Annotated in this window: 23 protein-coding genes; 6 read left to right on the forward strand and 17 right to left on the reverse strand. The window is 64.5% G+C overall.

The genetic code is table 11. The features are described from left to right. Positions 1–39: 39 nt before the first annotated feature. Entirely contained in the window at positions 40–1455 is a 1416-nt protein-coding gene (locus AOG28_RS01005; protein ID WP_054555031.1) for an acetyl-CoA carboxylase biotin carboxylase subunit, read from the reverse strand. A gap of 193 nt (positions 1456–1648) precedes the next feature. Here AOG28_RS01005 and AOG28_RS01010 point away from each other — a divergent pair, with 193 nt between their 5' ends. Next, a complete protein-coding gene (locus AOG28_RS01010; protein ID WP_043331946.1) occupies positions 1649–2638 on the forward strand; it encodes a LysR family transcriptional regulator in 990 nt (329 codons plus the stop codon). Between the two features lie 104 nt (positions 2639–2742). Here AOG28_RS01010 and lipA read toward each other — a convergent pair whose 3' ends face one another. The 12 genes from lipA to AOG28_RS01070 all read right to left on the reverse strand — a co-directional run bounded on the left by lipA (position 2743) and on the right by AOG28_RS01070 (position 14904). Continuing rightward, positions 2743–3735, reverse strand: a complete 993-nt coding sequence (gene lipA, locus AOG28_RS01015; protein WP_052384342.1) for a lipoyl synthase — start codon at positions 3733–3735, stop codon at positions 2743–2745. Next, positions 3735–4460: a lipoyl(octanoyl) transferase LipB gene (gene lipB, locus AOG28_RS01020; protein WP_082388119.1), complete on the reverse strand. Its 726-nt coding sequence runs from the start codon at positions 4458–4460 to the stop codon at positions 3735–3737. Before lipB ends, lipA begins: the two co-directional genes overlap by 1 nt. A gap of 57 nt (positions 4461–4517) precedes the next feature. Continuing rightward, entirely contained in the window at positions 4518–4805 is a 288-nt protein-coding gene (locus AOG28_RS01025; protein WP_043331948.1) for an HP0495 family protein, read from the reverse strand. A gap of 196 nt (positions 4806–5001) precedes the next feature. Continuing rightward, positions 5002–6204 (reverse strand): D-alanyl-D-alanine carboxypeptidase family protein, encoded by a 1203-nt coding sequence (locus tag AOG28_RS01030; RefSeq protein ID WP_054555032.1) that lies wholly within the window; start codon positions 6202–6204, stop codon positions 5002–5004. Positions 6205–6306: 102 nt separating this feature from the next. Continuing rightward, positions 6307–7338 carry a septal ring lytic transglycosylase RlpA family protein gene (locus AOG28_RS01035; protein ID WP_054555033.1) on the reverse strand — a complete coding sequence of 344 codons (1032 nt, stop codon included), beginning with the start codon at positions 7336–7338 and terminating at the stop codon, positions 6307–6309. Beyond that, a complete protein-coding gene (gene mltB, locus AOG28_RS01040) occupies positions 7335–8378 on the reverse strand; it encodes a lytic murein transglycosylase B (RefSeq protein ID WP_054555034.1) in 1044 nt (347 codons plus the stop codon). Before mltB ends, AOG28_RS01035 begins: the two co-directional genes overlap by 4 nt. Positions 8379–8449: 71 nt before the next feature. Further along, the gene (gene rodA / locus AOG28_RS01045; protein ID WP_043331958.1) at positions 8450–9598 is read right to left on the reverse strand and encodes a rod shape-determining protein RodA; all 1149 of its coding nucleotides are present in this window, start codon (positions 9596–9598) and stop codon (positions 8450–8452) included. After that, positions 9588–11534 carry a penicillin-binding protein 2 gene (mrdA, locus tag AOG28_RS01050; RefSeq protein ID WP_082388120.1) on the reverse strand — a complete coding sequence of 649 codons (1947 nt, stop codon included), beginning with the start codon at positions 11532–11534 and terminating at the stop codon, positions 9588–9590. Before mrdA ends, rodA begins: the two co-directional genes overlap by 11 nt. Positions 11535–11576: 42 nt before the next feature. Continuing rightward, entirely contained in the window at positions 11577–12044 is a 468-nt protein-coding gene (rlmH, locus tag AOG28_RS01055; RefSeq protein WP_043331959.1) for a 23S rRNA (pseudouridine(1915)-N(3))-methyltransferase RlmH, read from the reverse strand. Between the two features lie 145 nt (positions 12045–12189). Further along, positions 12190–12549 (reverse strand): ribosome silencing factor, encoded by a 360-nt coding sequence (gene rsfS, locus AOG28_RS01060; RefSeq protein ID WP_043331961.1) that lies wholly within the window; start codon positions 12547–12549, stop codon positions 12190–12192. Positions 12550–12745: 196 nt separating this feature from the next. Next, the gene (nadD, locus tag AOG28_RS01065; protein WP_054555178.1) at positions 12746–13381 is read right to left on the reverse strand and encodes a nicotinate-nucleotide adenylyltransferase; all 636 of its coding nucleotides are present in this window, start codon (positions 13379–13381) and stop codon (positions 12746–12748) included. A 239-nt stretch (positions 13382–13620) separates the two neighbouring features. Beyond that, positions 13621–14904: a glutamate-5-semialdehyde dehydrogenase gene (locus AOG28_RS01070; protein ID WP_054555035.1), complete on the reverse strand. Its 1284-nt coding sequence runs from the start codon at positions 14902–14904 to the stop codon at positions 13621–13623. Positions 14905–15253: 349 nt separating this feature from the next. On the opposite strand from AOG28_RS01070, the gene AOG28_RS01075 reads away from it, so the two are divergent. The 4 genes from AOG28_RS01075 to AOG28_RS01090 all read left to right on the forward strand — a co-directional run bounded on the left by AOG28_RS01075 (position 15254) and on the right by AOG28_RS01090 (position 19708). Further along, positions 15254–16279: a hypothetical protein gene (locus AOG28_RS01075; RefSeq protein WP_054555036.1), complete on the forward strand. Its 1026-nt coding sequence runs from the start codon at positions 15254–15256 to the stop codon at positions 16277–16279. Further along, positions 16279–17238, forward strand: coding sequence for a diguanylate cyclase domain-containing protein (locus AOG28_RS01080; protein ID WP_052384343.1), 960 nt, complete (start codon positions 16279–16281; stop codon positions 17236–17238). Before AOG28_RS01075 ends, AOG28_RS01080 begins: the two co-directional genes overlap by 1 nt. After that, complete coding sequence (locus AOG28_RS01085) at positions 17235–18707, forward strand: bifunctional DedA family/phosphatase PAP2 family protein (protein ID WP_235506907.1); 1473 nt, start codon at positions 17235–17237, stop codon at positions 18705–18707. Before AOG28_RS01080 ends, AOG28_RS01085 begins: the two co-directional genes overlap by 4 nt. Positions 18708–18829: 122 nt before the next feature. Next, positions 18830–19708: a DMT family transporter gene (locus tag AOG28_RS01090; protein ID WP_054555037.1), complete on the forward strand. Its 879-nt coding sequence runs from the start codon at positions 18830–18832 to the stop codon at positions 19706–19708. Positions 19709–19800: 92 nt separating this feature from the next. On the opposite strand, the gene AOG28_RS01095 is transcribed toward AOG28_RS01090, so the two are convergent. From AOG28_RS01095 to mpl, 3 genes are all read right to left on the reverse strand, one after another. After that, positions 19801–20430, reverse strand: a complete 630-nt coding sequence (locus AOG28_RS01095) for a LysE family translocator (protein ID WP_200906712.1) — start codon at positions 20428–20430, stop codon at positions 19801–19803. Between the two features lie 85 nt (positions 20431–20515). Next, positions 20516–21169, reverse strand: a complete 654-nt coding sequence (locus tag AOG28_RS01100) for a flavin prenyltransferase UbiX (protein WP_043331969.1) — start codon at positions 21167–21169, stop codon at positions 20516–20518. After that, on the reverse strand, positions 21166–22608 hold the full coding sequence (mpl, locus tag AOG28_RS01105; protein WP_054555038.1) for a UDP-N-acetylmuramate:L-alanyl-gamma-D-glutamyl-meso-diaminopimelate ligase: 1443 nt from the start codon (positions 22606–22608) through the stop codon (positions 21166–21168). Before mpl ends, AOG28_RS01100 begins: the two co-directional genes overlap by 4 nt. A gap of 194 nt (positions 22609–22802) precedes the next feature. On the opposite strand from mpl, the gene AOG28_RS01110 reads away from it, so the two are divergent. After that, positions 22803–24065, forward strand: a complete 1263-nt coding sequence (locus AOG28_RS01110; RefSeq protein ID WP_043331973.1) for a 6-phosphofructokinase — start codon at positions 22803–22805, stop codon at positions 24063–24065. 185 nt (positions 24066–24250) lie between these two features. On the opposite strand, the gene AOG28_RS01115 is transcribed toward AOG28_RS01110, so the two are convergent. After that, entirely contained in the window at positions 24251–24907 is a 657-nt protein-coding gene (locus AOG28_RS01115; protein WP_054555039.1) for an NAD(P)H-binding protein, read from the reverse strand. Positions 24908–24939 lie beyond the last annotated feature (32 nt).

Raw genomic sequence — 24939 nt, forward strand, 5'->3', positions numbered from 1 at the left:
TCAGGGAAGATTCACGACATCAGGGGCATCAGGTGCGCATCAGAGACCGGCGTGGGCCGCGATGGCCGCCGCGATCGCCAGCGCCGTCTGTTCCGGCAGGCGCTTGACCGAGTACTGGGTCAATTCCGAGTGGGCGGCCACGAAGCCGGTATCGAAGTGTGCGTTGCGGAAATCAGGGTGCTTGAGGATTTCCTGATAGTAAGGCGCCGTGGTCTTGACGCCCTGCAGACGCATGTCATTGAGGGCACGTGAACCACGATTGATGACCTCTTCCCAGGTCAGCCCCCACACGATGAGCTTCAGACACATGGAATCGAAATACGGCGGGATGGTGTAGCCGGTATAGATCGCGGTATCGGTACGCACGCCAGGCCCGCCCGGCGCGTAGTAGCGCGTGATGCGCCCGAAGCTTGGCAGGAAGTCGTTCTTGGGGTCCTCGGCGTTGATGCGGAACTGGATCGCATAGCCGTGATGGCGAATGTCTTCCTGACGGAAGGCCAGCTTGTGGCCCCAGGCGATGCGGATCTGCTCGCGCACGATGTCCACGCCGGTGATGGCCTCGCTGATGGTGTGCTCCACCTGCACGCGAGTGTTCATCTCCATGAAGTAGATCTCGTTGCCCTTGACCAGAAACTCCACGGTACCGGCGTTGCGATAGCCGACGGCGCGGGCGGCACGTACCGCCATCTCCCCGACGTAGGAGCGCTGCTCCGGTGTCAGCTGCGGGCTGGGGGCGATCTCGATCAGCTTCTGGTTGCGACGCTGGATGGAGCAGTCACGCTCGAACAGATGAATCACGTTGTCGTGATTGTCGGCCAGGATCTGCACCTCGATATGCAGCGGGTCGACCACGCAACGCTCGAGGAACACATCGGCACTGCCGAAGGCCTTAGTGGCTTCCGAGATCACGCGACCCCAGGCCTGCTCGAGCTGATGAGCATCATCACAACGCCGGATACCGCGCCCCCCACCGCCTGAGGTAGCCTTGAGCATGACGGGGTAGCCGACCTGCTCGGCGACACTCAGCGCTTCCTCGACATCGGCCAGATTGCCGGCCGAGCCCGGCGTCACCGGCACGCCGGCCGCCTTCATGGCATCGCGGGCCTGAGTCTTGTCACCCATGCGGGCGATGACACTGCTGGCCGGCCCCACGAAGGCGATACCCGCCGCTTCACAGATGGCCGCGAATTCGGCATTCTCCGACAGGAATCCGTAGCCCGGATGGATGGCGTCACAGCCGGTCTCGCGCGCGAGATCGACCAGGCGGCGGGCATCCAGATAGCCGGCCAGCGGGTCTTCGCCAATGAAATGCGCTTCATCGGCGCGTTTGACGTGCAAGGAGAAACGATCAGGTTCGGTGTAGACAGCGACTGAGCGGATGTCCATCTCGGCACAGGCGCGTACAATGCGCACTGCGATTTCCCCTCGGTTGGCAATCAGCAACTTGCGAAACATGGTGACTCTCCCGGACGTGACGCGTGATCTTGTTGTGGTGCTCTGGTCGTGCGCTTGTCATTGACCGCCAGACGCGACAACGGCGCTGACAGACACGAGGTAGCATGCGTTCCACGCTACCCAGCGAGAGACCAATAGAAAAGTTGATATTTTTTTGCCAATCTATAAGTAAAACCTTATGACTGGGTGTGTCATGTCGCGTCCAAACTTGTTGAATCGCTTAACTTTCAGACAGTTACAGGTGTTCCAAGCGGTTCATCGCCAACAGTCCTACTCCCGTGCGGCCGAGCAACTTGGCCTGACGCAACCCGCCGTCAGTGCCCAGATTCGTCAATTGGAGCAGGCACTCGAGCAATCGCTGTTCAAATATGCCGGCAAGACGCTGCATATCCTGCCGGCGGCTGATGCCCTGGCAAACTCGGTGCAGTCGATCTTCGGCGAGGTCTCGAGCCTGCAGATGGAGCTGTCGGAGATCGCTGGCACCATCCGCGGCGAGCTCAATCTGGCCGCCGTGTCCACCGCTCAGTACGTGGTGCCGCATATTTTGGCGCGCTTCCGGGCGCGGTATCCGGAAGTCTCGGTGCGCCTGCGCGTCTGCAATCGCGGTCAGGCGCTCGAGCGCCTCGCCGAGCGGCGCGATGATCTGGTGATCATGGGCATGGTGCCGGATGACGCCAATCTGGCCTTCATGCCGATTCTCGACAACGAGCTGATCCCCGTCGTCTGGCCCGGTCATCCACTGCTGGAGGTCAAGGGCATCACCCTGGAAGACCTCGCGCAGTACTACATGCTGATGCGTGAACCCGGTTCCGGCACACGTACCGCCTTCGAGGAGTTCGCCGCACGCGAGCGCGTCTCGCTGCGCCATACGCTGGAGTTGGGCTCCAATGAGGCCATCAAGCAAGGCGTGATGGCGCACCTGGGCGTGGCGATCCTGCCGCGACTGTCGGTTCAGCTCGAGCTGGCCTCAGGCCTGCTGGCCTCGCCCTCACTGCCGGGCTTCCCGCTCAGACGCAGCTGGTGCACCGTCTACCCCAAGGACCGCTACCCCACGCCGGTCACCGAGCTGTTCCTGCGCTTCGTGCGCGAGCTGCTGCCGGAGCTCAATGCTCACTTCAGCGCGCCGATGGAGCCCATCCCCGGGCACAGCGTGGCCTGCCTGCCGCTGGCGACCGAGCAATGAACATAGCGTCCTGATGGCGCAAGCCACATGAAAAAACCGCCATGGAGACAAGCTCCATGGCGGTTTTTTCGTTCAGGCAACTGACGGCATGTCAGCAGTGCGGCTTACTTCACTTCCACACCGTGCGCCTGCTTGTCGGCGTGGTAGGAAGAGCGCACCAGCGGGCCGGAGGCGACATGCGAGAAGCCCATCTCGCGCGCCTTCTGGCCGAGCCAATCGAAGGTGTCCGGGTGCACCCAGCGGTCGATGGGCAGGTGGTTGCGCGAAGGCTGCATGTACTGACCCAGGGTCAGCATGTCGACACCGTGGTTGCGCAGGTCCTGCATGACTTCGAGCACCTGCTCGTCAGTCTCGCCGACACCCAGCATCAGGCCGGACTTGGTCTTCACTTCCGGACGACGCTCCTTGTAGCCCTTGAGCAGATCAAGTGACCACTGATAGTCGGCACCCGGACGCACGCGACGGTAAAGGCTCGGCACGGTTTCCAGGTTATGGTTGAAGACGTCCGGCGGCGTCTGCTCGAGCACATCCAGCGCGACCTGCATGCGGCCACGGAAGTCCGGTACCAGCACCTCGATCTCGGTGCCGTCGCACTTCTCGCGAATCTCGCGGATGCACTCGGCGATGTGGTTGGAGCCACCGTCGCGCAGGTCATCACGGTCGACGGAGGTCACGACGACGTAATTCAGGCGCATCTCGGCGATGGCCTCGGCCAGCTCGCGCGGCTCGTCAGCGTTCAGCGCGTTGGGGCGACCGTGCGCCACGTCGCAGAACGGGCAACGACGGGTGCAGATGTCACCCATGATCATGAAGGTCGCGGTGCCGCCACTGAAGCACTCGCCCAGGTTCGGGCAGGAGGCTTCTTCACAGACCGTGTGCAGGCCGTGCTTGCGCAGCGTCTGCTTGATACGCGTGACTTCCGGCGAGGCCGGCATGCGCACACGCAGCCAGTCCGGCTTCTTGGGCAAGGTCTCGGTGGGAATCACCTTGACCGGAATGCGGGCAACCTTCTCGGCGCCGCGCAGCTTCACGCCACGCTCCTTGCGGGCAGGAGCAGCGGAGGGAGCGGGCTTCGTGGTAGCGATGGTCTCGGTCATCAGTTCTGTCCTGCTGTTCGAGAAATGTCAGCCAGTGCCGCGGGCAGGCCGCTCACCGGAGTCAGGGTCACATCGCCCAGGCTTGCGCCCAGACAACGCACCAGGCGGTCACGCTCGCTGGCAAGATCCACCGGTGCGCGAACGAGATCGCGCAGCTGGGTCATCGCCATGCCGGCATAGCCGCAGGGATTGATGCGCCCGAAGGGCGCGAGGTCCATGTCCAGATTGATCGCCACACCATGGAAACTGCAACCACGCCGGATGCGCAGTCCCAGCGAGGCGATCTTGGCCTCTTCCATCGAACGACGCGGGTCATCGCCACGCTGCGCCGACTTCTTCACATAGACGCCAGGCGCGTCCGGACGCGGATAGGCCTCGATGCCATGCTCGGCCATCGCCGCCACCACCGTCTCTTCCAGCGCCGTCACCAGCTGGCGAACGCCGATGCCGCCCCGCTTGACGTTGAGCAGCGGGTAGAGCACCAGCTGGCCGGGCCCATGATAGGTCACCTGGCCGCCACGGTCGGTCTGCACCACCGGAATGTCGCCCGGCATCAACAGATGCTCCGGCTTGCCCGCCTGGCCCTGGGTAAAGACCGGCGGGTGCTCCACCACCCACAGCTCGTCCGGCGCATCGGCCGCACGCGTATCGGTGAAGTGGCGCATGGCCGACCACACCTCATCATAGGCCTTGAGGCCGAGGTGGTAGACGTGAATCGTGTTCATGCATGCGCTCCTGTCATCAAGGCGCAAGACAAGGAAATCCAGCGTTTCATGCCTGGATCACAGCACCATGTGGATGCGACCGGTGGCCTTGAGGTCACGGTGCAGCGCATCCAGCTGATCGGTACCGGTGGCACGGATCACCACACGGATGCTGCGGTAGTTGCCGTTCTTGCTGTCCTGCCAGGTGATGGCCGTCGCATCGAAGCCCGGCGCATGCACTTCCAGGATATTGCAGACCACTTCGACGAGATCTTCTGCGGCGGTGCCGACGATCTTGAGGGAGAAATCACACGGGAATTCAATCTTCGGGGGCGTCTGCCCACCAGCTGCTGGCGTCTTGGCCATGGGGATAGCCCTTCAGGTAACTCTATTTCCGACCATTCTACTCAACAAAGGGCGATCCGTCAGCCGGATCGCCCTTTGTTGAGTACACGACCGCGATATTCAGGGGCGCGCGCCTGGCACCGCCAGCACGCGCGCCCCACTGCCATCACTGAATCATGTCATCGGCCGCGTCACTTCGCACAGCCAGAAGACTGACTCAGTTGAACAGGCCGTGGAAGAACAGCATCAGGGCATCCCACAGACGCTTGAACAGGCCGCCCTGCTCCACCGGCTCCAGTGCGACCAGCGGTTCTTCGGCCAGCACCTTGTCGTCCAGCTTGATCTGCAGGGTACCGTACTGCTCGCCGGCCTGAACCGGGGCCTTGATGGTGTCCTTGAGATCAAGACGCGCGGTCAGCTTGTCAGCCTGACCACTCGGCACGGTCAGGAAGACGTCCTGAGCCATGCCCAGACGCACCTGATCCTTCTCGCCACCCCAGACACGCGCCTGGTTGAGCACCGCGCCCTTGTCATAGAGCTTCTTGCTCTCGAAGTAGCGGAAACCATAGGTCAACAGCTTCTGGGATTCCTGCGCACGCGCCTCTTCGGACTTGGTGCCCATCACGACACTGATCAGGCGGGTATCTTCCTTCTTGGCGGATGCCACCAGGCAGTAGCCAGCTTCTTCGGTGTGGCCGGTCTTGAGGCCATCGACATCCTTGTCACGCCACAGCAGCTTGTTGCGGTTCGGCTGCTTGATGCCATTCCAGGTGAAGTACTTCTGGGAATAGATCTCGTAGTGATCCGGGTAGTCCTTGATGATGCGACGCGCCAGGATCGCCAGGTCGTGCGCCGTGGAGTAATGCTCCGCGTGCGGCAGGCCAGTGGCGTTCATGTAGTGGGTGTTCTTCATGCCCAGACGCTTGGCGTGCTGGTTCATCAGGTCGGCGAAGGAACCTTCGCTGCCGCCGATGCGCTCGGCCAGCGCGACGCTGGCGTCGTTGCCGGACTGGATGATGACACCGTGCAGCAGGTCATCGACGGTGACGCTGGTGCCTTCGCGGATGAACATGCGCGAGCCACCCGTCTTCCAGGCATTGACGCTGATGCGGACCTTCTCGTCCGGGCTCAGCTTGCCGTCGTCCATCTCGCTCTCGACCAGGTAGGCCGTCATCATCTTGGTCAGACTGGCCGGCGGCAGGCGCTTGTCGGCGTTGTGCTCGACCAGGATGCGCCCGGAATTGGCGTCCATCAGGATCCAGGAAGAAGCCGCCAGCTGCGGCGCCGCCGGAATCAGGGTATCCGTCTCGATGGCATGGGCCGGGGTGGCGGCAACGCCTGCGAACAGCGCAATGCCGCTGGCCGCCATCAGCGCGGAGAATCGACGCCGAAGAGGAAGAAGTCGGGCTTTCAGGGACATGTTGGAATCTCTTTGACACTCATGCATAAGCCGAGGCTTGCGCCTCGGCCAGGTTGCGCCTCTTCACGAAGCGCATGATGGATGAAAACGGGCCTGCGGCCCTTATCGCTCTGCCGTGACGCTGAAGGCCCCGGCATAGCCAGCATCGGCCAGCGCCGACTTGAGCGATTCAATACGGACATTGTCTTCCAGCGGGCCGACCTGAACCTTGTAGAGGTCGCCGCTGCCCAGCACACGAGTCGGTCGTCCCAGACGGGAGCTGACACTGGCACGAATGCTGTCGGCCTTGCTCAGATCACTGACCGCCGCGACCTGCAGGAAGGTAGCTTCCCCGTTCGCCACGGAGGACGTGCTGCTCGGCGCAGCAGAGGCTACCACGGGCTTGGCGGCAACGCTCGCGCTGGACGCGCTCGAGGCCACGGAACCGCCGATTGCCTGCATCGCGTCAAGCCCGGCAATGCCCTGCTCGCGGCGTACCGCCTGGCTGCGCGCCAGCAGACGCTCGGACTCTGCCGTGCCCTGGGTCGGGCTCGGGCCCGGCTTCCAGGTCGTGGCGTCGAGGGTCTCGACACGCACGTGTCCAGTGCCGTGACCCAGCATGTCCAGGCGCCACGCCGCGCTGTAGGACAGGTCGATCAGGCGGTCTTCATGGAAGGGGCCACGGTCGTTGACCTTGACGATGACCTGCTTGCCGTTGTCCAGATTGGTGACACGCGCATAGGTCGGCAATGGCAGCGACTTGTGGGCCGCCGTCATGGTGTACATGTCATAGATCTCGCCACTGGCGGTGGCGTAGCCATGAAACTTCTTGCCATACCAGGAAGCAGTGCCCTCGGCCACGTAACCGCGCGGATCATCCATCACGCGATAGGTTTTGCCCCATACCTCGTACTCGCTGCGATTGCCGCTGCGAGTATAGGGTTCGATACGTGGCACCTCATCGGGCACCGCCGAGACATCCGGCGCATCATCGGGATAGGCATCGCTGTCCATCTCGTAGCGGCCATTCTTGCCCGCCTTCTTGCCGGTGCTCGCCGAGGCACCATCACTGACCTGGGTGCCACCCCCACTGCTGGCACAGCCGGCCAGCAGGGCAAGCGCGAGGGTCAGCGGTAGCGCGCGTGACCAGCTCATCCCGCACCTCCGTCCTCGAGACGACGCTTGATCGCCCGGGAGAGCTCATCCACGGCCATCGCATACATGTGGCTGTGGTTGTAGCGCGTGATGACGTAGAAGTTGTCGTAGCCGACGGCGTAGCGGTAGCCCTGTTTCAGGTCCAGCGCCAACGGAATCACCTGAGTATTGCCGGCCACGTCGTCTGCCACCTGGACACCGGCCGCCTCGAGCGCGGAAACGCTCATGTACGGCTTTTTCGTCTTGTTGAAGGTGACGGAGGACGGCGGCGTCCCGGGGCCATCCGCGGCGCTGACCACCGGCGCACCGGCCTTCCAGCCATGACGCGCGAAGTAGTTGCCGACGCTGCCGATGGCATCGACCGGGTTGTGCCACAGATCACGCACGCCATCGCCATCGAAATCGACCGCATAGGCCTGATAGCTGGTCGGGATGAACTGCGGATAGCCCATCGCGCCGGCGTAGGAGCCCTTGATGGAGAGCGGGTCGATGCCCTGCTCTATCGTCAGCTGCAGGAAGGCTGACAGCTCGCCACGGAAGAACTTTCCGCGACGCGGATGATCGAAGGCCAGCGTGGACAGTGAATCGATCACGCGGTGAGTGCCGGTGTGCTTGCCGAAGAAGGTCTCGACACCGATGATGGCGGCGATGACTTCCGGCGGCACGCCATACTCGGCCTGGGCGCGATCGAAGGTCTCACGATGCTCGGCGATGAACTTCACACCGGCTTCGATGCGTGATTGCTTCATGAAGATGGCGCGGTACTGGTCCCAGCGCAGATGACCTTCCGCCGGACGCGACATGGCATCCAGCACCTTCTGGCTGTAATCGGCCTGGTTCATCAGCTCGGTCACGCGATCGCGATCCAGCCCCTTGGCCACCAGCTCGTCGACCAGCTTGGCCGTTTCCGGGTGAGTCGCCGGGGCGAAGCCATCAGGCGCCGCCTTGGCCACGCCTGACATTCCCAGCAGCGGTGCCACCATCACCAGGGCTGCGCCCCAGTGCTTCAGACGTCGCCCACGCGCATTGATCACCGTCATCGACTCTCTCCTTGCCTGTCTGCGAGCTTGGGCTCGCGAATGTCCTTGCCACTCGGCAACTGGCCGCCACGTCATCGCGACAATAGGCGCCGGTGGGTATGAATGCTCATGAGAATACCGAAGCCTGCCAGCAAGGTCACGCTGGAGGTCCCACCATAACTGACCAGCGGCAACGGGACGCCAACGACCGGCAAGATACCCGATACCATGCCGATGTTGACGAAGACGTAGACGAAGAACGTCAGGATGATCGCGCCCCCCGTCAGCCGTGCAAAACTGTCCTGGCCATTGTTGGACATCACCAGCCCGCGCAGCACGATCAGCACGTAGAGCCCCAGGAAGAAGCTCATGCCGATCAGGCCGAACTCCTCCCCGATGACCGCGACGATGAAGTCGGTATGGCGCTCCGGCAGAAACTCGAGCTGGGACTGGGTCCCCAGGGTATAGCCCTTGCCGAAGATGCCGCCCGAGCCGATGGCTGTCTTGGACTGGATGATGTTCCAGCCCGCGCCGAGCGGGTCAGACTCCGGATTGAGGAATGTCAGCACACGGCGGCGTTGATAGTCGTGCATCACCATCCACAGAAGCGGCAATGCCGAGGCGATCAAGGCGCCGAAGAAGGCGATCAGCTTCCAGGAAAGCCCCGCCAGCAGGATCACGAACACGCCCGCCGCCGCGACCAGCAACGAGGTGCCGAGGTCCGGCTGGCGCGCGATCAGCAGCACCGGCGCGACGATGATCACGGCGCAGATGGCCAAGTCTCGCCAGCGAGGGGGCAGCGGGCGCTGCCCGAGCCAGCAGGCGACCATCATCGGCATCGCCAGCTTCATCAGCTCCGAGGGCTGGAAGCGCACCACCCCGGGGATGACCAGCCAGCGCTGGGCGCCCATGCCGACATCGCCGAGCACCTCCACCGCCACCAGCATCAGGAAGCCGGCACCGTAGGCGACCGGCGCCCAGCGGTAAAGGGTTGCGGGTGACAGCTGGGCGAGCCCGATCATGATCACCAGTGCCAGCGCCTGGCGTGAGGCCTGGCGCAACGTGAAGTCGATATCCTGACCGCTGGCGCTGTAGAGCACGATCAGCCCGCAGCCGAGCACGGCCAGCAGCAACAGCAACAGCCAGGGGTCGAGGTGGATACGCTCCCACAGGCTGGTGCGGCGGCGATGACTGAGATCCCCACCTACACCACGCATCGAGCGCTGATAATCAGTCGGCATCGTTCTCTCCTTGCTCACCCTCGCCCGCCGGTGCCTCCGGGGGTGCCAGAGCGGCAGCCAGCGTGAGCGCCGCCTCACGCGCCTCGGGGTCAATGCGCGGCAACAGCCAGTAATCGGTGACGGCGCGCGCCATCGGGCCCGCCACGGAGCTGCCGCCCTGGCCATTCTCGATCACCACGGAGACGGCAATCTCCGGGTGCTCGACCGGCGCAAAGGCGGCGAACAGGGCGTGATCACGCAGACGCTCCGCGAGCTCCTTGCCGTTGTATTTCTGGTCCTGCCCGAGGGTGAAGACCTGGGCGGTACCGGACTTGCCGGCCATGCGGTACTTGAGGCCGGGCCCGACATACTTGCGCGCCGTGCCTTCTCGCCCGCTGACCACGTCCTCGAGGGCGGCGATGACATCGTCCCACCACGCCGGATTGTCCAGCACCACATCCGGCTTCTCCTCGCTACGGGGCAGCAACACCGTCTCGTCGCCGATGCGTTTGGCCAGGTGAGGCGTCACGTGCCTGCCGCGATTGGCCAGCACGGCCTCCGCCGAGGCGAGCTGCAACGGCGTGGCAAGCCAGTAGCCCTGACCGATACCGATGGAGATGGTCTCGCCGGGGTACCAGGGCTTGTCGTAGCGATTGCGCTTCCACTCCTTGGACGGCATCAGGCCGGGCAGCGCGCCCTGCACGTCCAGCGCCGTCTGCTCACCGAAGCCGAACTTGTGCATGTACTCGCTGATGCGGTCGATCCCCAGGCGATAGGCGACGTTGTAGAAGAAGGTGTCATTGGACACCGCAATGCCACGCCGCATGTTGACGCGCCCATGCCCCCAGCGCAGCCAGTTGCGATACTTGTGGCTGTCATTGGGCAGCTGGAAATAGCCGGGGTCGTAGAAGGTGGTGCTGGTGGTGATGGCACCGTTCTCCAGCCCCGCCAGCGACATGAAGGGCTTCACGGTCGAGGCCGGCGGGTACTGGCCGCGAATAGCACGATTGAACAGCGGCAGGTCGATATCATTCTGCAGCGCGCGATAGCTCTTGACGCTGATGCCGGTGACGAATTCATTGGAATTGAAGCCCGGCACGGAGGCCATCGCCAGGATGTCGCCCGTCTCTGGCTCGATGGCCACGATGGCACCACGCCGCCCCTTGAGCAGCCGATAGGCGAGATCCTGCAGGCCGCGGTCGATGGTCAGCGTCAGGTCCTTGCCCGGCACCGGATCGATCCGCGACAGCTCACGCAGCACGCGGCCCCGCGCATTGGTTTCCACCTTGCGCAGGCCCGCCTGACCGTGCAGCTCCTCTTCATAGAAGCGCTCGATACCGGTCTTGCCGATGAAGTGGGTGCCCGAATAGTTGCCCTTGTCGAGGGTCTTGAGCTCGGCCTGATTGATGCGCCCCACGTACCCCAGGGTATGCGACAGCGGCTTGGCGTCCGGGTAGTAGCGCAGCAGCTGCGCCTCAACCTCGACGCCGGGCAGGCGATAGCGATTGACGGCCAGACGCGCGATCTGCTCCTGACTCAATTCACTCATCAACAGGGCGGGCTGATAGGGGCGTTGACGCTGACGCGAGCGTTCCTTGAAGTCTTCGACTTCATCGGGCGGCAGATCGAGAATCTCGACCAGGCGCTCAAGCGTCGTCTCGAGATCACCGGCGCGTTCGCGCACGATGGTGAGATTGTAGTTGGGGCGGTTTTCGGCGAGCAGCTGACCATTGCGGTCATAGATCAAGCCGCGCGTGGGCGGCAAGGGCTCGACACGCACACGGTTCTTGTCCGAGCGCGTCGTATAGATGTCGTGTTCCACGACCTGCAGGAAGAGCAGCCGCGCCAGCAGACACCCGGCCAGCACCAGCACAAGGCCAGCAGCCACGATGCTGCGAAGGCGAAAGATCCGCACTTCCTGTTGAGGATTCTTTATCGTCGCCCGGCGTTGGCGCATGGCGGGTCTCGCAACCAGTGTCGTGTCGCAAGCGGCAGGCGCTTACCGGTGATAGGGGTGCCCGACCAGCAATGTCCAGGCGCGGTAAAGCTGTTCCGCCAGCACGATGCGCACCAGGGGGTGCGGCAGCGTCAGTGCCGAGAGCGACCAGCGCTGATCGGCACGTGCCAGCAGGCGTGGGTCGAGCCCATCCGGACCACCGATGAGGATGGCCACGTCTCGCCCTCCCAGCCGCCAATCATCGGCATGCTGGGCAAGCTGCTCGGTACTCCAAGCCTTACCTAGGACATCAAGGGCGACAACATGTTCATTTCCCTTGAGTTTTTCAAGCATCCGGTCGCCTTCACTGGCCATGGCACGGGCGATGTCCGCATTCTTGCCGCGATTGCCGGGCGCCAGCTCGATGAACTCAAGCGAAAAATCCCGCGGCATGCGCTTGAGATATTCCCGGCTACCCTTCTCCACCCAGTCCGGCATCTTCTGCCCGACCGCCAAAACTCGGATCTTCATGTCCTGTCCCGTGCTGTGTCAGAACGACGGGCAAGCCCGCAGTCCTTCCATCGGATACTCCCTGCCCGCGACATCGCGACCGGCAAGGACGTAACGCGCGGTTGGCATGCCCCGACGAGCAACCCGTCGGGTCAGGCTGGCAGGATCAGTGGCTCTGCTCGTACTCTTCACGCGTTTCGCGGGGCAGATCGCTCCACAGACGCTCGAGGTCGTACAGGGCACGGGTTTCGGCCAGCATGACGTGGACGACGACATCGCCCAGATCCAGCAGCACCCAGTCGGAGCCGTTGTCGCCTTCACAACCCAGCGGCTTGACGCCGGCTTCTTTCACGGTGACCTGCACGTTGTTGGCCAGCGCGGAGATATGGCGGCTGGACGTACCGGTCGCGATCACCATCACATCGGTGACGCTGGTCAGCTTGGAGACATTGATCTCGCTGATTTCCTGGGCCTTGAGTTCTTCAAGGGCGTCGACAACCAGGTTTTTAAGAGCTTCGGTCTGCATGATTCCTCGGGAGTTTGTTCGGCAGGGGGCGCATTCTACCCGTTGGCGATGCGCGCGCCTATGGGCATCGTCATTTACTCGCCAAAGGGGCGCCACGCACGGCGATGCGGGATCGCGGCAGTGACGCCCCTCTCATGATGCCACGCTCGCACGCGACAAGACGTTCAGAGCCACAACGCTCAGCTCGATGATGGGTTCAGCTCGATGACGGACAATAGAGGCCATGCGCCTCGATGTGACGGATCACCGCTTCCGGCAGCAGGTAGCGCACGCTGTCACCCAGCGCGAGACGCTCGCGCACGAAGGTGGCACTGATGGCCATGCGTGTCGGCAGCGACAGGCGCAACAGATGGCCACCCGGGCGCGCCATCAAGGCCGCCACCGAGTCGACCTCGCGCCCCTGGATCAACGCTTCGAGCGCCCGGGGCAGCGGTGCATCATGGTCCGGACGCTCGATCACCACCACATGGGCGTCATCGAACAGACGATCGGCGGCATGCCACTCCCCGAGCTTGAGGAAGGCGTCATGGCCGATGGCCATCACCAGCCGCGCCTGCGGGCCATATTCGGCGCGCAGACTGGCCAGGGTGTCGGCACTGTAGGAGGGACCATCGCGCAGCAGCTCACGCCCATCGGCCTTGAGGCCCGGCTCTGCGTCTATCGCGGCTTCCAGCATCGCCAGACGCTGATCACTGCTGACGCCGGGCGCGGCGCGATGCGGCGGCTGATGCGAAGGCACCAGCAGCACATGGTCCAGCCCCAGCGCTTCGCGCAGCTCGATGGCACTGCGCAGATGGCCGTGATGGATGGGATCGAAGGTACCGCCGAGCATGGCGACACGCGGTACAGGGCCTAGGCAGCCCTCGAAGCCCGGCTCCGCTGCCGTGTCAGTCCTTGAGCGCGAATCATGTGCCGACTCGGTGCTGTGATGCACGGCCTCACGCTCCTGCGCGAGCCCATCGGCATTCAAGGGGCGCTGGGTGTCCTCCAGCGCCTCGGGCGACAGGGCCTGCTCGTTCGTCAAGGTCTGCTCGGACGCAACCTGACCCTTGGCGGGTGAGACCTGGTCCTTCACTGGCGAATCTGCCCATCACCGAACACGATGTACTTGCGGGTCGTCAGGCCCTCAAGCCCGACCGGACCACGCGCATGCAGCTTGTCGGTGGAGATGCCGATCTCGGCACCCAGGCCATATTCGAAGCCATCGGCGAAGCGGGTGGAGGCGTTGACCATCACCGAGCTGGAATCGACTTCCGCCATGAAGCGGCGCGCCAGCGCATAGTTCTCGGTGATGATGGCCTCGGTATGCCCGGAGCTGTGTCGTTCGATATGCGCCATCGCCTCATCGACGCCATCCACGACGCGAATCGCCAGAATCGGCGCCAGGTATTCGGTGTCCCAGTCTTCCGCACTGGCGGCCACGGCCTGCGGCAGCACTTCGCAGGTGCGCTCGCAACCGCGAATCTCGACCTCATGTGCTGCCAGACGCTCGGCAATACGCGGCAGGACCTCGGCGGCAACCGGCGCATCGACCAGCAGGGTTTCCATGGTGTTGCAGGTGCCGTAGCGGTGGGTCTTGGCGTTCTCGGCGATCCGGACCGCCATCGCCAGGTCAGCCGTGGCATCGATATAGACGTGGCAGATGCCATCGAGGTGCTTGATGACCGGCACGCGCGCATCACGCGAGATACGCGAGATGAGGCTCTTGCCACCGCGCGGAATGATGACATCAACGAACTCGGGCATCGCGATCAGCTCACCGACCGCGGCGCGGTCCGTGGTGGCGACGACCTGCACTGCCGTGGCCGGCAGCTCGGAGAGCACCAACGCCTCGCTGATGATCTCGCTCAGCGCACGGTTGCTGGACGCGGCCTCGGAGCCACCGCGCAGGATGCAGGCATTGCCGGACTTCAGACACAGGCTGGCCGCCTCGATGGTCACATTGGGGCGTGACTCGAAGATGATGCCGATCACGCCCAGCGGCACGCGCATGTGGCCGACCTGAATGCCGCTCGGACGCGAGCGCAGGCCATCGACCTCGCCGACCGGGTCCGGCAGCGCCGCGACCTGCTCGAGCCCTTCGATCATGCCGTCGATACGCGCCGGCGTCAGCGCGAGACGATCGACCATCGCCTCCGAGAGCCCATTGGCGCGTGCACGCGCCAGGTCCTCGGCGTTGGCCTCTGCCAGTGTCTCGCGACGCTCATCGATCAGACGCGCCATGGTCTGCAGAGCACGATTCTTGATGCCGCTATCGACGCGACGCATCACGACGCTTGCCGCGCGCGCTGCGTGCCCCAGACGATTCATGTACGCCACGACGTCCGTGGTGTCGTGCTTGCCCTGCTCACTCATGTGCCTAATCTCGCTGGTTGTCAGTGTCCACGTGCTCATTTCATCATCGGCCGGGCCCCGCGAGGGCATTCCCCAGAGAAGCCTCGACATGAAGCTCTGACGTACAGCCCTGACGTAAAGGCCTGTTGTGAAGGCCAGACGTGGTGGTCGTATGTGAAAGCCTCAGAGGCGTAGACACTTTTGTCACTCGCCGTTTGGGGTATGCTGCCATTATTGCAGACGACGTTGCATGATCGGAGCACCGTCGCATCTTGCAAACGTGCAGGCAATGCCCACGTCACAGACCGTTCGGCCAGGGAATTCGGCCGATTTCGCGCCATCCACGGCAAAGGTGCCAATATAAGTCACCATGGAGATCAAGTTCAAAGTCCGTATCAGTCAGTTCGTCTGTCTGCTCGGCTCTGTATTGCTGCTGCTGGAAGCGGCACGACAGATCAGTATCGGCCTGACGCTCACTGCCCTGTTGCTGGCGGTGGGCGGCACGATGTTGCTGGTGGTCTCTCTCGCCCACGAGCTGTTCACCCTGCGCTGGTTCCGCACGCTGGTGATGCTCAGCGTCGCGCTGATCATGAGTGCGCTGGTACTGCTGGCCCCGCAACAGCACCTGATGTGGCTGTGGGGCTTTGCCGTCCTGCTGCTCTATCCGCGCCCGCGCTGGCTGGCACCGGCCTGCGCACTGATCGGGCTGGTCACCATCTGGCTGGCGCTCGCTCAGCTGGGCAGCGACTGGCTGAGCCTGGGCATCGGCATCACCGCGACCCTGATGGCGCTCGGTGCCATCGGTGGGCGACGCCAGCAGCAGGTCTGGATGCAGCTGGAGCGGCGTGGTCGGCGTGATTCCAGCCGCGCGATCTGGTCACAATACCAGCTGATGCGCGACCTGCCGCGGGAAATTGCCCGTGCCGATCGCGAGGACATCCATATCGAATTGATCCTGCTGGCACCGGTCAATACCGGTCGTCTGGCCAATCGTCGCCTGATGAACACCCTCGACAGTGCCGCGCTGCCGCATGAGACCCGCTACCAGCTCGATGACGGAGCACTGGCCGTCCTGCTGGTCACCCGCGGCGAGCGCATGGCCAGTCTGCGCCGTCGCCAGTTGATCGAGCATCTCGCGATGCCGATCCGCGCCCGCGTGCAGCCTCTCAACGACAGCGACCCCAGTGCGCTGGACCTCAAGCGCCTCAGCGCCCACCTGAGCGATGAACCGCAGCCGATCACCCTGCTGCCGCCACTGCCTCGCAAGCCTGCCGATGCCTCGTCAGATGAAACCTCGACAGGCGATGCCCCGTCAGACCATGGGCGAGACATCCTCAAACCGGCCAGCGCGGCAGACAAGGTCGCCGTGGCACCGTCGCGGGGGAATGATCACTGATGTCTCCTCTGCACAGCCTGGCCCATCGCGAGCGTCGGGAACTCGCCAATCGCAAGACTCTGATCATGCTGCTGGCCGCCGCGGTGATCGCCACCTACGCCCTGTGGCGCTACCTGGTGGGCGATTTCGAGCATATCCTGACGCCGGTGCTGGCCACCTTGCTGATGGCGATTGCCGCCGGCCTCAATCACCTCGATGATGAGCAGCCGCTGCCTTCCTATCTGACGCTGATCGCCAGCTATCTGATGCTGGCACTCGAGGCGCCGGGTACCTATCCGGGCATGTCGCTGTGGCTGGGGCTGCCCAGCGTGCTGACACTGCTGCTGTTGCCCTTGGCACCGGCGATGCTGCTCAATCTGGTGCTGGCACCGCTGTGGCTATGGCTATTGGGCCAGCAGGAAGACAACTTCGGCGAGATACTGCGCTACCTGTGTCTGCTGCTGGTGGCCAGCCAGCCGTTCGTCATCAACAGCCTGCAGGCGGGTGTCATGAGCCTGACCGCCAGCGAGGAAACCGAGTGCAACGCCTTCAACGCCCGCACCGGTCAGCAACGACTGATCAGTGAGGCGGCGCGTGCCCGGGCGCTGGACCAACCGTTCAGCATTCTGGTCGTCTATCTGCCACAACTGGACATGCTCGGCGAGCAGTTCGGCGAAGACAGGCGCGTCGAATGCCTGGCGATGGCCTGCGACGTGATGCAGGAGGTCTCGCGCCAGGGCGACCTGCTGTGTCGCAGCGACAAGTCGTCCTTCTGGCTGATGCTGCCCAATACCGGCGAGGCGGGAGCGCTGATCATGCGCGAGCGCCTGACCGCGGCGCTGGCAGCGGCCACACAGCCGGAAACCGGCTCCATCATTGCCCGCGCGCGCCTGGTGACGTACAAGGCCGATGACACCACCCAGAAACTCGAGCAACGCCTGCTGGCCAGCCAGCTTGCCCTGATGGATCTCAATGAATGAGCGACACCCTTGCGTCACTGCTGCATTGGCTGAACCCCAGTGTGATGATCGACACCCTGATGACCACGCTGAGCGATCACCCGGCAGCCCTTGTCGCCGTCATCGGCCTGGTCTCACTGCTTGAATCTCTCGCCATCATCGGCCTGCTGGTGCCGGGCGTGGTCATTCTCACCGCCGGCGCCTCACTGGCCGGCCATCTCGAACTCTCGCTGCCGATACTGCTGGCCGCCGGGGCGCTGGGCGCCATCATCGGCGATGGCGTGAGCTTCTGGCTGGGCATCCGCTATCGCGATCAACTGCCCGGCCGCTGGCCCTTCTCGCGCCATCCCGAGTGGATCGAGCACGGCCAGCAGTTCTTTCATCGCCACGGCAGCTGGTCGATCGCCTTCGGACGCTTCGTCGGCCCGGTACGCCCGATCATCCCGCTGGTCGCCGGCATGCTCGACATGCCGCCGGCGCGCTTCTTCCTGGTCAATGGCCTCTCGGCACTGGCCTGGGCACCGGCCTACCTGCTGCCGGGCTATCTGCTGGGCCAGACCTGGCAGTCACTGTTCACCCTGCCGGAAGGGGCCGACGGCCTGTTGGTCGGCCTGGCCAGCGGCCTGATCGCCTGTGCCTTCGCCTTCTCCTTCCTGCGCCGCCAGCTGGGCCGCGAGGGCCGCCTCTATCATTGGCTGGCTCGTCGCATGCGTCGCAGCCCTTCCGGGCGGCGCCTGTGGTGGCAGCTGCGCCATCCCGACCCCGAGGGCGAATTCCCGCTCGCCTCGATGGCGCTGCTGATCTTCGCGGTGATCAGCGTGCCCGCCATGAGCCTGGCGGTGCTGGCCCATCCCGAGCCGTGGTGGATCGACCGCGTGGCCGCCTCACTGGCCGCAAGCCTCACCTCACTGATGCCCGCGGACTGGCTGCGCGAGGCAAGCCTCGTGCTGTCTCGCCTCGCCGATGGCACCGGCCTGGCGGCGCTCGTGGCTCCGTGGCTGGTATGGCTACTGCTCAAGGGTCGCCATGCGGTGTGGCTGCATCTGACGGCCGCCTGGCTGGGCATCGCCAGCGCCAATACCGTACTCAAGCACCTGATCCAGCGCCCGCGACCGGATACCCCCGCCTTCCTGGAAGGATCGATGTCGTTTCCCAGCGCCCATGCCGCCGGCAGCGTGGCAGTGTTCGGGCTGGCCGCCGCCTTCATCGCCGAGCGCCAGCCCTCCTCGCGACGTCGCTGGATCTACTGGGCAGCCATCGCCGCCTGTACGCTCGTCGGACTGTCACGCATCACGCTTGGCGTCCATTACCTCAGCGATGTGCTGGGCGGTGCCTGTCTGGGGCTGCTGGTCTGTGCGCTGGTGCGCATCAGCTATCCCGCCTTCGTGCGCCAGCCCTCTGCCCCCCTCGACTCGCCAGCTCCGCTGCTGTGGTTGAGCATGGCGAGCCTGCTGCTGTTGGCGGCACGCTTCGTCTGGCTGCCGCTCTAGTCTGTCGCGATCAGACTGCTGCCGCTCAGGCCGTCGCGATAACGTTGCCGTGATAGCGCTGTAAACCGATGAGCCGCCTGAGATGGCGGCTTTTTCACTACCCCCTGATGACGAGGAACCTCATGCCCGGCCCTGCTGCCCCTCCCGCCAACCAGCCCCAGGCGCTGATGTCGATTCATCTCGGCATCGCGCTGCTCGGCGGTACGGCGCTGTTCTCGAAAGGCGTGCCCCTCTCGGCGCTCGATATCACCACCTGGCGCAGCCTGCTGGCGGGGCTGTTCCTGCTGTGGCTGGCACGCCTGAAGTGGCATGTCTCGCTGCGTCTTAGCGGGCGCGACTGGGCCTTGCTGGGCATCGCCGCCGCGCTGATGGCCGCGCACTGGGTGAGCTACTTTCACTCGATGCAGGTGTCTTCCGTGGCCACCGGCATGCTGGCGCTGTTCACCTATCCCATCTTCATCGTGCTGCTGGAGCCCTGGGTGGAAGGCACGCGCCTGAAAGCGAAGGACCTGGCGGCAGCGGGACTGGTCTGCATCGGCGTCTGGCTGCTCGTCCCCGGCGGCGACAGCAGTGCGCAGGGCGACAGCCTGGCGGGAGTGTTATGGGGCGTGTTCTCGGGCCTGTTGTTCGCGGCGCGCAATCTGCTGGTGCGCTACCGTCTCAGCCACCTCAATCCGGTGCTGTCGATGAGCCTGCAGGCGCTGGGCGTCGTGGTGCTGACGCTGCCGTTCGTCTCCGGCGAGATCATGGATGCCAGCCCCTCGACGGGGATCGCCATGCTGGTGCTGGCCATCGTCTTCACGGCTGCGCCGCATGCACTGATGACCTTCGCCCTCGGCGGCCTCAAGGCCAAGACCGTCGGCATGATCGGCTGCCTGCAACCCGTCTACGGCGTGCTGCTGGCGTGGTTGATTCTCGGCGAGGTGCCCACCTGGCTGACGCTGGTCGGCGGCAGCTTCATCGTGGCGGCGGCTGCACTTGAGACACTGCGTCGCAGCTGAATCAAAGCCACGCCCCTGAATGCATCAAGGCCCGCCAATGGCGGGCCTTGATGTGTTTTCAAGCTGCAATGCCTGGCTCAGTCATGCCGACATCAACCGGTCGCGAGCCAGATTCCCACGCCGATCATCAGCGTGCCGGCCACGCGGTTCATCAGGCGCACACGCGAGCCACGCCCCAGCCAGCGCGCCAGGCTGCTGCCACCGCCGGCATAGAGCAGCAGACAGGTGAATTCCAGCGTCAGGATGATGCCGACCAGCGCGATCAGCTGCGGCGCCAGCGGCAGGCTGGCATCCAGAAATGGTGGCAACAGCGCAATGAAGAACGCCCAGCCCTTGGGATTGGCGATTGCGGTGACGAAGCCCTGTGCGGCCAGAGCACGGCGCGAGGCACGCGGTGCCGCCGGATCCTCCCCTGCTACCCCCAGGGCCAGACGACCACGTGAGCGCCACATCTGGATCCCCAGCCAGGCCAGATAGGCGCCCCCCGCCAGCTTGAAGGCCGAGAACACCATCGGATAGCGCAGCATGATGGTCGCGACGCCGATCACCGCCGACACCGCCACCAGCCCGACGCCCAGCAGCTCGCCCACCATCATCCACAGGGTGCGCTTGACGCCCTGGGTCATGCCCAGGGTCATCGCCAGCGTCATGCACATGCCCGGCGTCAGCGAGACCAGAAAGAATGTCGGCACGAACACCGACAACAATGACCAATTCAGCATTCCCTGCTCTCCTTGCACAGTCTGATGCAGTGCCAGAGGGATGCCTCTGACAAGCTCTCACCCGAGCGGATCGACTGACCGCCCTTCAATCGCCGCTGACATGCCCCTCGCCCCAGCGCGGCATCAGCGCATGCGAGATTCCCAGCTGGTTGAGAATGCGCGCGACGATGAAATCGATCATGTCATCGAGGGTCTGCGGACGATGATAGAAGCCGGGCGCGGCGGGCAGGATGACGGCGCCCATGCGCGTCAGACTCAGCATGTGTTCGAGATGGATGGCCGAGAACGGCGTCTCGCGCGGCACCAGAATCAGGGTGCGACGCTCCTTGAGTGCCACGTCGGCGGCGCGCTCGATCAGGTTGTTGCTGGCCCCGGTCGCGATCGCGGACAGCGAGCCGGTGGAACACGGACACACCACCATGGCGCTCGGCGCGCCGGAGCCGGAGGCCACCGGGGCCATCCAGTCCTCGCGTCCGAAGCAGCGAATCTGGCCGGGTCTGGCGGCGTAGCGCTGCGTGAGCACCTCGGTGAGACGCGCCGGGCGCGCCGGCAGCTCCTCGTCGGTCTCGGTGGCGATCACCATGTGCGCCGCCTTGGAGACCATCACCATCACTTCATGACCGGCCGCGACCAGACACTCGATCAGGCGCAGGCCGTACTGGGCGCCGGAGGCCCCGGTCAGCGCGACGGTGACCGCCGACTTGAACTCGCCCTCTGGGGCTGTCGCTTGCGTCTTCATGCTTCACCTTCACGTGCTGCCAGCGCCACAAGAAGGCGCTCGTGGATACCGCCGAAGCCGCCATTGGACATCACCACCACCCAGTCGCCGGCGCGGGATTGATTGGCGATCTTCGCGATCAGAGTGTCAAGGTCCTGCTCGACCTCCGCCTCCACGCCGAGCGCGCGGCACTCGCTGACCGTCTCCTCCAATGACCAGCCAAGGCTGGGGCCCGCGAACCAGCTGACGCGGTCGGCCGCGGTCACTGAAGCCGGCAGGCGCGCCTTCATGGTGCCGAGCTTCATGGTGTTGGAGCGCGGTTCGATCACCGCCCACAGGCGACCGCCCTGCCCTTCGGCCGCAACGCCCGGCGCCAGGCCCTCGAGCGTGGTGGCGATGGCGGTCGGGTGGTGCGCGAAGTCATCGATGACCTTGACGCCTGCCACCTCACCGCGCAGCTCCTGGCGACGCCTGGGCGGCGCGAAGCGTGCGAGCGCCTCCAGCGCCACCTCGAGACCCACGCCGCATTCGACGGCCGCGGCCACGGCGGCGCAGGCATTGGCCACGTTGTGGCGTCCGCGCATCGCCCACTGGCACTCGACGAAGCGATCCGTCTCGCCTGAGTCATCGACCGGCGGTGCCAGCGCGAAGTGGCTGCCGTCGGCACTGATCAGGCGATAGCGCCAGTCGCCACCGGCATTCTCGATACCGCTCTCATCGCCGAAGCGCGCCACCGGCGTCCAGCAGCCTTGATCCAGCACGCGCTCCAGGGCCTCGGCACCGGCGACGGCGTCCGCCGCGACCACCAGCTTGCCGCCAGCCGGCACGGTGCGCACCAGATGGTGGAACTGACGCTCGATGGCGGCGAGATCCGGGAAAATGTCGGCGTGATCGAACTCAAGATTGTTGAGCACGGCGATGCGCGGACGGTAATGCACGAACTTGGAGCGCTTGTCGAAGAAGGCCGTGTCGTATTCATCGGCCTCGACCACGAAGGGCGCCCGAGGGTCGCCGATACGCGCGGAATCGCCCAGCTGCGGCGGCACGCCACCGATCAGGTAGCCCGGCGCGAGGCCCGCGCATTCGAGAATCCAGGCGGTCATGGTCGCGGTGGTGGTCTTGCCGTGGGTGCCGGCGATGGCGATCACCGGACGGCCGGTCAGCACCTCGTCACACAGCCATTGCGGGCCGGAGGTATAGGCCAGACCACGCTCGAGCAGCGCCTCGACTTCGGGGTTGCCGCGCGAGACGGCATTGCCGACCACCGTGAGATCAGGCGCGGGGACGAGATTGTCGGCCGCATAGCCTTCCATCAGGGTGATACCGGCCTCGGCCAGCTGTGTGCTCATGGGCGGATAGACGTTGACATCGCTCCCCGTGACGCGATGACCGCGCGCGCGCGCCAGCAGCGCCAGAGAGCCCATGAAGGTACCGCAAATACCGATGACGTGAAGGTGCATCTGTTTCTCCAATCCGGAAGCCCGAGCAGCCTAGCATGCCCGCCAGGCGGCGAGTAGCGCGCGGCCTGTCAGGGATGGACGACACCCCCAGTGGCATTCGGGCGTCGTGCAGGGGTCATGTCTTTCGGATATGATGCGGCGGGTAAGCGCCAGCCCGTTCAAGACCATGACAAGGAAGCAGAGACGAGAAGCCCATGCCCCAGCACAATGCCTTCTACGCCCAGTCCGGTGGCGTTACCGCCGTCATCAACGCCAGTGCCTGTGGCGTCATCGAAGCCGCTCGTGAAAACGGCGACCAGATCGGCAAGCTGTATGCCGGCCACAACGGCATCATCGGTGCCCTGACCGAAGACCTGATCGACGTCAGCCAGGAAAGCGACGAGAACATCGCCGCGCTGCGCCACACGCCGGGCGGTGCCTTCGGCTCCTGCCGCTACAAGCTCAAGAGCATCGAGGACCACCGTACCCAGTACGAGCGTCTGATCGAGGTGTTCAAGGCCCACGACATCCGTTACTTCTTCTACAACGGTGGCGGCGACAGCGCCGATACCTGCCTGAAGGTCTCTCAGCTGGCCGAGACCATGGGCTACCCGATCCAGGCCATCCACGTGCCGAAGACCGTGGACAACGACCTGCCGATCACCGACAACTCGCCGGGCTTCGGCAGCGTGGCCAAGTACATCGCCACCTCCACCCGTGAAGCCGGTCTCGACATCGCCTCCATGTGCGCCACCTCCACCAAGGTGTTCATCCTGGAAGTCATGGGTCGTCACGCGGGCTGGATCGCCGCTGCCGGTGCCCTGGCCGGTGAAGATGCCACCCAGCCGCCGCACATCGTCGTCTTCCCGGAAGTCGCCTTCCACCGCAAGGAATTCATGGCGCGCGTCGATGCCTGCGTCAAGGAACACGGCTACTGCGTGGTCGTGGTCTCCGAAGGTGCGCGTTACGAAGATGGCACCTTCCTGGCCGATGCCGGCAACACCGATGCCTTCGGCCACCGTCAGCTGGGCGGCGTCGCGCCGACACTGGCCGGCATGGTCAAGCAGGACCTGGGCTACAAGTACCACTGGGCCGTGGCCGACTACCTGCAGCGCGCAGCGCGTCACATCGCCTCCAGGACCGACGTCGAGCAGGCCTACGCCACTGGCCGTGCCGCCGTCGAGATGGCGCTGGCCGGCAAGAATGCCGTGATGCCGGCGATCCGTCGCCTCGGCGATGGCGCTGACTACGCCTGGGACATCATCGAGGCGCCGCTGGAGCAGATCGCCAACCATGAGAAGTTCATGCCGCTGGAGTTCATCACCGAAGATGGCTTCTACATCACCGACGCCTGCCGCGAATATCTGTCGCCGCTGATCCAGGGTGAGGACTTCCCGCCGTTCGTCAATGGTCTGCCGGCGGTCGCCAGGCTCACGCTGGCCAAGGTCGAGAAGAAGCTGACACCGTTCACGATCTGATCGCCTGACTTTGATGCGCCTGACGGGTCCGGCGCTGACACGGCCAGTTGGTGACAGTACCGATAGCTGACTGTCCCGGTCGTTGACAGAGCTGGTCGTTGACAGAGTCGGTCGTTGACAGTGAAGCGAGTGTAACAAAGCCCCGCACAGGCAACTGTGCGGGGCTTTTTGATGGCTGTCAGTTGTCATGCGGGGGTACGGGGAAACACCTCCTCCAGCCGGTACACCGCATGCGGCGGCGGCTGACGCTGGCTGACCTCGACCATACGCGCCGCTACCTGAGCGCCACGGATCGGTCGATAGCGCTGCAAGCCCGGCAAGCGGGTGAGCAACGGCAACAGATAGCGACCCAGCGTCTCGCCCAGGCGGAACTCGCTGCGCTCCCCTACCAGCAATGACGGCTGGAAGACACTGATACGCGCAAAAGGCAGCGCCTTGATGGCCACTTCCAGCTCGCCCTTCATCCTGAGATAGCCATTGCGGCTCGCGTGATTGGCGCCGCTGGAGGAGACCAGCAAGTAGTGCGTCACTCCCTGGGCGGCCGCCAGCCGGGCGGCATTCAGTTGATGATCGATGTCGACACGCCGCTGGGCCTCGAGCGACCCCGCCTGCTTGAGCGTGGTGCCCAGGCACGAGAACAGCAGGTCTGCCTGGAAACAATCGGCCCAGTATTCCAGGCGCGCGAAGTCGACCACATGGTTCTCGACCTTGTCAGAGTCGCCAGGCGCCGGCCGGCGCGTCAGCGTGACGACTCGGGCGATGGCCTCGCAGGCGATGAGTTCAGCCACCACCTCGCGCCCCACCACGCCGGTCGCCCCGATCACGATCGCGGTCTGCCCCATACACCTCTTCCTCCCACCATGGCCTTGAGCCC

It is taken from the genome of Cobetia sp. UCD-24C, from assembly GCF_001306765.1.
GTDB classification, from domain to species: domain Bacteria; phylum Pseudomonadota; class Gammaproteobacteria; order Pseudomonadales; family Halomonadaceae; genus Cobetia; species Cobetia amphilecti.

Coding starts and splice junctions, on each gene's coding strand:
- nadD (WP_054555178.1), bottom strand. CDS start 13,381: ATGCTCGGCGGTACCTTCGATCCCATCCATCACGGCCATCTGCGCAGT.
- AOG28_RS01005 (WP_054555031.1), bottom strand. CDS start 1,455: ATGTTTCGCAAGTTGCTGATTGCCAACCGAGGGGAAATCGCAGTGCGC.
- AOG28_RS01030 (WP_054555032.1), bottom strand. CDS start 6,204: ATGTCCCTGAAAGCCCGACTTCTTCCTCTTCGGCGTCGATTCTCCGCG.
- AOG28_RS01085 (WP_235506907.1), top strand. CDS start 17,235: ATGAGCGACACCCTTGCGTCACTGCTGCATTGGCTGAACCCCAGTGTG.
- lipA (WP_052384342.1), bottom strand. CDS start 3,735: ATGACCGAGACCATCGCTACCACGAAGCCCGCTCCCTCCGCTGCTCCT.
- rodA (WP_043331958.1), bottom strand. CDS start 9,598: ATGCCGACTGATTATCAGCGCTCGATGCGTGGTGTAGGTGGGGATCTC.
- AOG28_RS01100 (WP_043331969.1), bottom strand. CDS start 21,169: ATGAAGACGCAAGCGACAGCCCCAGAGGGCGAGTTCAAGTCGGCGGTC.
- mpl (WP_054555038.1), bottom strand. CDS start 22,608: ATGCACCTTCACGTCATCGGTATTTGCGGTACCTTCATGGGCTCTCTG.
- AOG28_RS01075 (WP_054555036.1), top strand. CDS start 15,254: ATGGAGATCAAGTTCAAAGTCCGTATCAGTCAGTTCGTCTGTCTGCTC.
- rlmH (WP_043331959.1), bottom strand. CDS start 12,044: ATGAAGATCCGAGTTTTGGCGGTCGGGCAGAAGATGCCGGACTGGGTG.
- AOG28_RS01080 (WP_052384343.1), top strand. CDS start 16,279: ATGTCTCCTCTGCACAGCCTGGCCCATCGCGAGCGTCGGGAACTCGCC.
- AOG28_RS01095 (WP_200906712.1), bottom strand. CDS start 20,430: ATGCTGAATTGGTCATTGTTGTCGGTGTTCGTGCCGACATTCTTTCTG.
- lipB (WP_082388119.1), bottom strand. CDS start 4,460: ATGAACACGATTCACGTCTACCACCTCGGCCTCAAGGCCTATGATGAG.
- AOG28_RS01110 (WP_043331973.1), top strand. CDS start 22,803: ATGCCCCAGCACAATGCCTTCTACGCCCAGTCCGGTGGCGTTACCGCC.
- AOG28_RS01010 (WP_043331946.1), top strand. CDS start 1,649: ATGTCGCGTCCAAACTTGTTGAATCGCTTAACTTTCAGACAGTTACAG.
- AOG28_RS01115 (WP_054555039.1), bottom strand. CDS start 24,907: ATGGGGCAGACCGCGATCGTGATCGGGGCGACCGGCGTGGTGGGGCGC.
- AOG28_RS01090 (WP_054555037.1), top strand. CDS start 18,830: ATGCCCGGCCCTGCTGCCCCTCCCGCCAACCAGCCCCAGGCGCTGATG.
- AOG28_RS01070 (WP_054555035.1), bottom strand. CDS start 14,904: ATGAGTGAGCAGGGCAAGCACGACACCACGGACGTCGTGGCGTACATG.
- mrdA (WP_082388120.1), bottom strand. CDS start 11,534: ATGCGCCAACGCCGGGCGACGATAAAGAATCCTCAACAGGAAGTGCGG.
- AOG28_RS01025 (WP_043331948.1), bottom strand. CDS start 4,805: ATGGCCAAGACGCCAGCAGCTGGTGGGCAGACGCCCCCGAAGATTGAA.
- rsfS (WP_043331961.1), bottom strand. CDS start 12,549: ATGCAGACCGAAGCTCTTAAAAACCTGGTTGTCGACGCCCTTGAAGAA.
- mltB (WP_054555034.1), bottom strand. CDS start 8,378: ATGACGGTGATCAATGCGCGTGGGCGACGTCTGAAGCACTGGGGCGCA.
- AOG28_RS01035 (WP_054555033.1), bottom strand. CDS start 7,338: ATGAGCTGGTCACGCGCGCTACCGCTGACCCTCGCGCTTGCCCTGCTG.